Consider the following 8,311-nt stretch of genomic DNA (forward strand, 5'->3'; position numbering starts at 1 on the left):
GATCCCCTGCGACTGGATGGCGAAGAAGCCGTCCACCGGCTCCGGCGGCGCGTCGATGGCGATGCTGGCCCAGAAGAGGCGCGGCGGAAGCTGCACGTACACCGAGGGATACGGCAGCTTCAGCTCCCATCCCGACATGCGCGGCGCGGCCTCCACCAGGTAGCGCGCCGTGGCGGGCTCCAGCACGTAGAGACGCCGGCCGAACCGCCAGAAGTTGAAGCCGTGGTAGAAAAGGAGGCGGTACTCCTCCAGGATCTCCGCCGTCGCCTCGTCCGGCACCACGGCCCGCAGCGCGTCCGCCACCACGGAGAGGAAGCCGAAGCGCTCGCGGCGCGCGGGGTCTTCGGCCTGCGCCTCGGCCTCGGCCAGGATGTCCGGGAAGACGCGCTCCTCCAGCCCCCCCTCGCCGAACACCAGCTCGTACGGCGTCACCAGCGGCCCGCGCGGGGCGGGCCCCTCCTCGATCTCGCTCAATCCATCCTCCCTGGAACGGTCCACGCGCGCCGCCTGCAAACCGGGCGCCGCGAAGGTAGCCGGGGAGCGGCTCGCGGCGAAAGTGCGGGCGCGCGGAATGGAGCTTGCCCCTGCCCGTCGCTTCGCAGGTCACGGTACCCGGGCCCCATCCGATGAGCGCAACCCGAGAGTGTCCCCTCGCCGCGACCCTGGCGCAGCGCATGCGCGAGGGGCGCGAAGAGCTGGTGGAACGGTGGCTCGGCCGCATCGCCGAGCGCGTCACCCTGCAGCCCAACGACATCTTTCCGACGGACGAGCTGCTGAACCACGTGCCGCTCCTCATCGACGGGATCGCGCGCTACCTGGAGGACCCGGCCGACGAGATCACCGCGGACACGCCGGTGGTGGCCAAGGCGGTGGAGCTGGGCGAGCTGCGCCACACCCAGGGCTTCGACGCGCACCAGATCCTGCGCGAGTACGAGATCCTGGGGGGCGTGCTCTTCGACTTCCTGGTGCACGCCGCGGACGAGGTGGAGGAGCCGTGCGGGCGGGGCGAGCTGCTGGTGTGCGGGCACCGCGTCTTCCGCTCCATCGCCGTGATCCAGCAGTACACCACCTCCCACTTCCTGCGCCTGGCGGACGACCGCACCCGTGAGCGCGAGGACCGGCTGCGCGGCTTCAACCGCGCCGTCACGCACGAGCTCAAGAACCGCATCGGCGCCGCGGGCGGCGCGCTGGAGATGCTGGCGGAAGCCTGGGTGGCCGAGGACCCGAAGCAGCGCACCCGCTTCGTGGACATCGCCGCGCGCAACGTCAACGCGATGAAGGACACGCTCGGTACGCTGCTGGAGCTCTCGCGCATCGACACGGAAGGCGCCCCCGCCCGCAACGTCCTGCTGTCGGACGTGGCCGGCGAGGTGCGGCGTCAGCTTCGCGAGTTCGCGGAGGCCCGCGGCGTGGAGGTGCAGATCGCGGACGACCTCCCCGTGGCCGAGGTCCCGGCGGCCCCCCTGGAGCTGGCGCTCTCCAACTACGTCTCCAACGCCGTCAAGTACCGCGACTCCTCCGAGCCGCGCCCCTGGGCCCGCATCGAAGGCGAGCTGCGCGAGTCGGAGGGCGGACCCGAGATCGTGGTGCGCGTGCGCGACAACGGGCTGGGCGTGCCGTTGGACGCGCGCGAGCAGCTCTTCACGCGCTTCTTCCGCGCCCACGAGGGCACCGTCACCGGCGAGGAGGGCACCGGCCTGGGCCTCTCCCTGGTGCGCGAGGCGATCGAGGCGGCGGGGGGGAAGGTGTGGTTCGAGTTCCCGGACCGCGGGTCGGTGTTCGGGCTGAGCGTGCCCTCACCCCCAGCGTCGCTCCGCGACGCATCCCCCTCCCCCGATACTGCCCGGGGGAGGGGGTGATAGGGCCCCCTCCCCCGCTCGTTCCTCGCTGCCCCTCCCCCAACCGCGGGGGAGGGGTGTAGGCACGGATCTCTGCCCAGTGCGCGATTCCGTAGGGGCGCGATTTATCGCGCCCGTGCCCCGCGCCACCCGACACCCGCGTTCACACACAAATCCCGTAGGGGCGGCCCCGCGTGGCCGCCCGTGCCCGCCCCCGCACCGTCGCCCCGCAATCGCATCCAAATCTCGTAGGGGCAGACCTGCGTGTCTGCCCTCCCCCGCCGCGCCCCGACCCCGCCTGACGCGCCTACCCCAACCCGCCCAACTCCACCTCCGACTCCAACACCCGCGGCACGCCGCCCGCGAAGATCGCGCGCACCGACTCCCACGCCGTCCGGCGTCGGATCAGGACCAGCGCGACCTCCCCCTCGTCGCGCAGGCCGAGGAGGTAGATGACGTGCACGTCGCCGAGCTCCGCGGGCCGGGGGAAGGCGTGCTCCACGCCCTCCACCTCCACGCGGATCTCCGAGAGCGCCGCGAACTCGCGCGCGTGCAGGGAGCGCTCGATGAACAGGTCGCCGTCCACCTCCCAGCGGTCGGGGCCGGCGAGGTCGCCGGCGCGGTAGAAGAGCGGGTCGTACGGCTCGCCCTCGCGGCGGCGGAAGTTCTCGTCCTCGGCGTAGTCCATCTCCTCCAGGTCGTCCTCGCCGGCGGCGGACTCGCGGTGGTGGCGGATCTCGTGGGTGATCGTCTCCCAAAGCTCGCCCTCCCAGTCGAAATCGTCGTACTCGCGAGAGAGGGCCAGGAAGGAGCCGTAGTACAGGTGCACGCCGGAGCTGACGTCGTCGCCGAGGCCGGTCTCCACGTCGTACTCGCCGGTCGCGCACTCGCCGAGGGTGAAGACGTCGGGAAGCTCCGGGTGCGCCATCGCCCGGCTCCACACCTGGAGGTAGGAAACGCCGTGGCGCAGCTCGGGCGGGATCTCGTCGAAGATCTCGCGGGCCCGCCGCTCGAACTCGTCAAAGGTCACGTCGCAACCCTCCGGTGAAGCGCCGCGAACGCCAGCGCCAGCACGATGCCCAGCGTGAACGAACGAGGGTCGCTCCACAACAACAGCTTGAAGTACGCCGTCTCGATCAGGAGCAGCGCGGCCAGCACCCGGTACCACGCCGTCCGCGTGGTGAGCAGCGAGTAGAGGTAGAAGAGCGTGTGGCCGGAAAACGGGAGGAAGCTCCCCGTCATGCGCACCGCGCCGAGCAGCGACACGGCGCCGTCCACCGCCATCTCGCGCCCGCCCCACGGACGGGCCATCCGCGTGCGGAACCAGAGCGGAAACGCGACGAAGAACGGCGCCACGTACGCCAGCAGGAAGCGCCGCGCGCGCCAGTTGTCCGCCACCAGCGCCGCCGCCGCGATGGCGAGCGGCACGGCCACGCACGCCACGAGCGCGGCGCGGTCCAGCGCGGCGCGCCTGCGCACGACGAGGGCGGGGATGGCGGCGAATCCGGGCATCGTAACGCCGTTAGGGGGTGGACACGGCGCGGGGGAGGCACCGGGCATCGGCGCCTCCCCCGCGAACCGTCCGGCGCGAAAGCTACTTCACCTCGTCCATGCTGCGGACGATGTGCTTCACCAGGCCGTACTCCCGGGCCGCCTCCACGTTCAGCCAGAAGTTGCGGCGCGTGTCGTTCTCGATGCGCTCGATCGACTGCCCGGTCTGCTCGCTGAAGATGCGGTTGATGCGCTCGCGCATGCGCACGATCTCCTGCGCCTCGATGGCGATGTCGGCCGCGGTGCCGCCGGCGCCGCCCGCGGGCTGGTGCAGCAGGAAGCGCGTGTTGGGGAGCGCGAAGCGGTCCTCGAGCGGCACCGCCACGAAGATCAGCGCACCCGCGCTCGCCACCCACCCCGTGCCGATCATCCTCACCCGCGGCTTGATGAAGCGGATGACGTCGTGGATCGTGTCGCCCGACTCCACGTGGCCACCCTGCGAGTTGATGAAGATGTTGATCGGCTCGTCCGAATCGGAGGCCATCGCCAGGAGCTGGCCCATGACGTTGGAGACGAGCTGCTGGTTGATGGCGCCGCTGATGATGAGCGTGCGGTTCTTGAACAGCCGGTCGCGGACGCTGTCGGTGAGCGCCGACGCCGACTTCTCGTTGGCTGTCTGGTCTTCGTCCTGTTCCTTGTCCTGGTCGTCGCCCTCTTCCCTGCGCATGCTTCCTCCCGTACCTGTTGGTGAGCCGTGCGGGGCCACGCCCGCCCTTCTGATGCCGGTCCCAGCCGCACGTCCCGTTCCCGCCGCGGCCTCTCGCGACACTATACCGCCGCGACCCGCGTACGGCGAGGGGCACCCGGCACCGCGTCCCGGCGCAAACCCCCTCCTCTTCATCCTGATCGATGCGCAACCTGGCCGATCTGTACGTCGCATCGGACTCCTATCCCGCGCACATCGTGGAGTTCCTGCGCGCGCTGGCGTCCGCGTACGAGCTCCCGCAGCCTCTGCACGTTCTGGATGCGGGGTGCGGCCCCGGCCGCCTCCTCGCCCCGCTGGACCGTCTGCGCTGGCAGGTCACCGGGATGGAGCCCCACCCCGACTTCGTCGCCTCCGCCCGCACGATCTCGCAGTTCAGGCGCCGCGTGAGCGTCCTCCAGGGTGGCTTCCTGGACATCGATCAAGACGCCGAGTTCGACCTGGCGATCGGGGTCAACAGCTCCTTCGCGCACCTGGTCACCCCCGCCGAGCGAGCGGACGCACTCCGGCGCATCCACCGCGCGCTGAAGCCGGGCGGCGTGGTCTTCCTCGACCTCCCCAACTTCCTATGGATCCTCAAGAACCACGTCCCGCCCCAGCCCTACACCTTTGAAGTACAGGGTGAGACGGTGACACTCAACCGCAGTCAGGACATCGACTTCCATGCGGCCACCTTCATCACTACTGACGAGTACGTCTACGCCCGCAGCGGCCAGTCGGAAGCCCGCCTCGTCCACAGCTACGGGATGACCACCCTCCCCGACCTCCAGCACCACCTGGACGCGGCGGGCTTCGACGACGCGCGCACCTTCAACAGCTACGCCGCGCGCACCCCCGAGCGGCTGGACGGCCCGCGCATCCTCCTCGCCGCCCGCAAGCCGCTGGCCTGAGCGCCAAACACCCCTCCCCCAGCAGTTTGGGGGAGGGGTCGCGAGGAACGAGCGGGGGAGGGGCCCCTACCGGATCCTTTCCTCCAGGAACCCCGCGATCTCGTCCTGCGAGATGCGCGACTGCTGCATCGTGTCGCGGTCGCGGACGGTGACGGTGCCCTGCTCCATCGTCTCGCCGTCCACGGTGATGCAGAACGGCGTGCCGGCCTCGTCCTGCCGCCGGTAGCGCCGGCCGATGGCGCCGGCCTCGTCGTAGAAGCTGGGGATGCCGCGGCGGCGCAGGTCGTGGTGGATGAAGGCGGCACGGTCCGGCATGCCATCCTTTTTGACCAGCGGAAAGACGCCCACCTTGAGCGGCGCCAGCGACGGCTTGATCCCCAGCACCACGCGCGTCTCGCCTTCCACCTCCTCCTCGCGGTACGCGTTGGCCATCACCGCGAGCGTCGCGCGGTCCGCGCCGACCGAGGTCTCGATGATGTACGGGATGTACTTCTCGTTCGTCGCCGTGTCCACGTACTGCAGCTTCTTCCCCGAGAACTCCTGGTGCTTGGTCAGGTCGAAGTCGGTGCGGTTGTGGATCCCCTCGATCTCGCCCCACCCGCCCTCGCCGATGGTGCCGCCGAAATGGAACTCCACGTCGCCCGCCGCCGCGGCGTAGTGCGCCAGCTTCTCGTGCGGATGGTAGCGCAGGCGGTCCGCGGAGAGCCCCAGCACCTCGGTGTGCCAGCGGAAGCGCTCTTCGCGCCACCGCTCAAACCACTCGGCATCGGTGCCGGGCTTCACGAAGAACTGCATCTCCATCTGCTCGAACTCGCGCGTCCGGAAGGTGAAGTTCCCGGGCGTGATCTCGTTGCGGAAGGCCTTGCCGATCTGCGCGATCCCGAACGGCACCCGCTGGCGGGCGCTGGTCTGCACGTTCAGGAAGTTGACGAAGATCCCCTGCGCCGTCTCGGGCCGCAGGTACACGGTGGATGCGTCCTCCTCCACCGGGCCCATGAACGTCTTGAACATCAGGTTGAACTGGCGCGGCTCGCTCCACTTGCCGCGCGTTCCGCACGCGGGGCACTGCACCTGGGCCATCTCCTTCGTCCCGGCCTGCTCCTGCAGCGTGTCCTCGCGGTAGCGGCGGTGGCAGTTGCCGCACTCCACCAGGGGATCGGTGAAGTTGGCGACGTGGCCGGACGCTTCCCAGACGCGCGGGTGCATGAGGATGGCCGCGTCGAGCCCCTCGATGTCGTCGCGCTCGTGGACCATGGCGCGCCACCACGCTTCCTTGACGTTGCGCTTCAGTTCCACCCCCAGCGGGCCGTAGTCCCACACCGACCCGGTGCCGCCGTAGATCTCGGACGACTGGAAGACGTACCCGCGCCGCTTGGAGAGGGAGACCAGCTTGTCCATCAGTTCCGTGTCCGCCATGTATCCCGTCAGGAAGATGTGCTCCGTTTCGCTCGGGCGGAGATATTATCCCGCGGGCGGGGTGGAGGCAAATAGGAACAGCGGGTCTCACGCAAAGACGCGAAGGCGCAAAGACAACGAAGAGAAAAGCAATTTGCCTTTCTTTGCGTCTTCGCGCCTTCGCGTGAGATTGCAGTTCAGCGATCCTTGTTCATCCACTCCACGTTGCGAGTGGCGCGCGGATGCACGTCCAGGCGGCGGGCCATCTTGCGGAAGGCAGGGCCGTGGTCCACCGGCAGCCCTTCCACGAACTGCCAGAGGTGGATCATCTCGTGCCGCATGGTATGCTCCGCCTCGCCCGCCGCGCCGTGCAGGCACAGGCGGCGTGACATCACGATCTCCAGCGGGGTGGACGAGAAGTGCCCGTTGCGCCGCTTCATCCGCCCGCTCAGATGGATGGGAACACGCGGCAGCGAGCCCCCGAACCGCTCCGCGTTCACCCGGTCGAACTCCGCCTGCATTCGCGCGATCTGCGCCCGGTCGGCGGCGGTGGCGCGGCGGGTGCGCGGGCGCGGCGCCGAGTTGGGCGCGGGCGGAATCTGCGCGATGAAGCGCCGCACCACATCCTTTGCCGCGTTCCGCCGCCGCGCGTTCCGCGCCGTGAACAGCTCGCCGACGGCCACCAGCACCGCCTCCGGCGCGGCGGCGAAGGCTTCGTTGAGCCGCAGGTCGCGCCCCCGGTTCGCCACCGACGCCATGATCCGCCGGTTGCGGGTGAAGACGACGCAATCCCACGTCCCGCCCGACCTGCGCGTGATCGCCAGCACCTCCGGCCCGCTCCGTCCGGGCGCGCGGGGAGGCGCGGGCTTCGGCGCGGGCGCGGGCTTCGGCTCGGGAGGCTCGAATCCGAAGAGGTCCAGCAGCATCTGCCCGATCTTCACGCCGTCGCCAGCGCGGGAGGACGCTCGGCGTGGCGGTACTCCACCTGGAAGCCCATCGCGCGCGGCACCGCCAGCAGACGGTCGAAGTCCAGGTCGATGGTCGCGCCGGCCTTCTGCGTCACCTCGTCCTCCAGCGGGAGGTCGAAGTCGTCCGCGCCGAACTCCAGCGCGCGGAAGGCGTCCTCGTTGAGCGTGAGGACGGAGGTGCGCACGTGCTTGATGTTGTCCAGGAAGATGCGCGACAGCGCCACGTGCCTCCAGTACTCGCGCGGGCTCACCTCGTTGCCGCCCAGCGCGGTGCCGTACGGCTTGTAGCTCCACGGCAGGAAGGAAAAGATCCCCTGCAGCCCATCGGCCAGGCACTCGTCCTGGAGCGTCCGCGTGCGGTCAAGGTGCTCCAGCCGCTCGTCCAGCGTCTCGTCGAAGCCGATCACCATCGTCGCGGTCGTGCGCAGGCCCGCATCGACGACGGCGCGCTGGGCGCGCAGGTACTCGGCCACCGTGTACTTGAACTTGGCGTGGCGCTTCCGGAAGTCCTCGGTCAGGATCTCCGACCCGCCGCCGGTGATCCAGTGCACCCCCGCGTCGCGCAGCCGCCCCGCCGTCTCCGCGTACGACAGCCCCGCGCGGTCGGCCAGGAACATGAACTCGGCGATGGTGAGCGCGTAGAACTCCACCGCGTCGCCGTACCGCTCGCGCACGGCGGCGAAGAGGTCGCAGTAGTAGTGTAGCGGAAGCTTGGGGTTGAAGCCGCCGTTGAACCCCACCAGGTCGCCTCCGGCGCGCAGCAGGTCTTCGATCTTGGCGAAGACGTCCTCGCGCGTCAGCACGTAGCCGCCCTGCTGGTTGGGGAGCACGTAGAAGGCGCAGTAGTCGCACTGCGCCACGCAGACGTTGGTGTAGTTGATGATCCGCATCACCATGTATGTGGCGCGGTCGGGGGCGTGGTAGCGTGCGCGCACGGCGCCGGCCATCTGCTTCAGCTCGTCGTCG

Annotated in this window: 9 protein-coding genes; 2 read left to right on the forward strand and 7 right to left on the reverse strand. The window is 69.9% G+C overall.

The genetic code is table 11. From position 1 onward, the window contains the following. A partial coding sequence (locus tag VF647_06505; protein ID HEX8451727.1) for a hypothetical protein occupies positions 1-474 on the reverse strand: 474 nt, incomplete at its 3' end. 152 nt (positions 475-626) lie between these two features. On the opposite strand from VF647_06505, the gene VF647_06510 reads away from it, so the two are divergent. Next, positions 627-1,859: a sensor histidine kinase gene (locus VF647_06510; protein ID HEX8451728.1), complete on the forward strand. Its 1,233-nt coding sequence runs from the start codon at positions 627-629 to the stop codon at positions 1,857-1,859. 286 nt (positions 1,860-2,145) lie between these two features. Here the strand turns inward: VF647_06510 and VF647_06515 are convergent, their stop codons facing one another. From VF647_06515 to VF647_06525, 3 genes are all read right to left on the reverse strand, one after another. Next, positions 2,146-2,868 carry a hypothetical protein gene (locus VF647_06515; protein HEX8451729.1) on the reverse strand — a complete coding sequence of 241 codons (723 nt, stop codon included), beginning with the start codon at positions 2,866-2,868 and terminating at the stop codon, positions 2,146-2,148. After that, the gene (locus tag VF647_06520; protein HEX8451730.1) at positions 2,865-3,350 is read right to left on the reverse strand and encodes a hypothetical protein; all 486 of its coding nucleotides are present in this window, start codon (positions 3,348-3,350) and stop codon (positions 2,865-2,867) included. The genes VF647_06515 and VF647_06520 overlap by 4 nt, the downstream gene beginning before the upstream one ends. Positions 3,351-3,432: 82 nt before the next feature. Next, the gene (locus VF647_06525) at positions 3,433-4,056 is read right to left on the reverse strand and encodes an ATP-dependent Clp protease proteolytic subunit (protein HEX8451731.1); all 624 of its coding nucleotides are present in this window, start codon (positions 4,054-4,056) and stop codon (positions 3,433-3,435) included. A 182-nt stretch (positions 4,057-4,238) separates the two neighbouring features. Between VF647_06525 and VF647_06530 the strand changes: the two genes are divergently transcribed. After that, positions 4,239-4,982, forward strand: a complete 744-nt coding sequence (locus tag VF647_06530; protein ID HEX8451732.1) for a class I SAM-dependent methyltransferase — start codon at positions 4,239-4,241, stop codon at positions 4,980-4,982. 66 nt (positions 4,983-5,048) lie between these two features. Here the strand turns inward: VF647_06530 and VF647_06535 are convergent, their stop codons facing one another. The 3 genes from VF647_06535 to VF647_06545 all read right to left on the reverse strand — a co-directional run. Continuing rightward, a complete protein-coding gene (locus VF647_06535; protein ID HEX8451733.1) occupies positions 5,049-6,398 on the reverse strand; it encodes a glycine--tRNA ligase in 1,350 nt (449 codons plus the stop codon). A gap of 176 nt (positions 6,399-6,574) precedes the next feature. Next, positions 6,575-7,318, reverse strand: coding sequence for a SprT-like domain-containing protein (locus tag VF647_06540; protein HEX8451734.1), 744 nt, complete (start codon positions 7,316-7,318; stop codon positions 6,575-6,577). After that, a partial coding sequence (locus tag VF647_06545) for a radical SAM protein (protein HEX8451735.1) occupies positions 7,315-8,311 on the reverse strand: 997 nt, incomplete at its 5' end. The genes VF647_06540 and VF647_06545, both read right to left, overlap by 4 nt.

This window comes from Longimicrobium sp. (genome assembly GCA_036387335.1).
GTDB lineage: Bacteria > Gemmatimonadota > Gemmatimonadetes > Longimicrobiales > Longimicrobiaceae > Longimicrobium.

Coding starts and splice junctions, on each gene's coding strand:
- VF647_06510 (HEX8451728.1), top strand. CDS start 627: ATGAGCGCAACCCGAGAGTGTCCCCTCGCCGCGACCCTGGCGCAGCGC.
- VF647_06525 (HEX8451731.1), bottom strand. CDS start 4,056: ATGCGCAGGGAAGAGGGCGACGACCAGGACAAGGAACAGGACGAAGAC.
- VF647_06530 (HEX8451732.1), top strand. CDS start 4,239: ATGCGCAACCTGGCCGATCTGTACGTCGCATCGGACTCCTATCCCGCG.
- VF647_06520 (HEX8451730.1), bottom strand. CDS start 3,350: ATGCCCGGATTCGCCGCCATCCCCGCCCTCGTCGTGCGCAGGCGCGCC.
- VF647_06535 (HEX8451733.1), bottom strand. CDS start 6,398: ATGGCGGACACGGAACTGATGGACAAGCTGGTCTCCCTCTCCAAGCGG.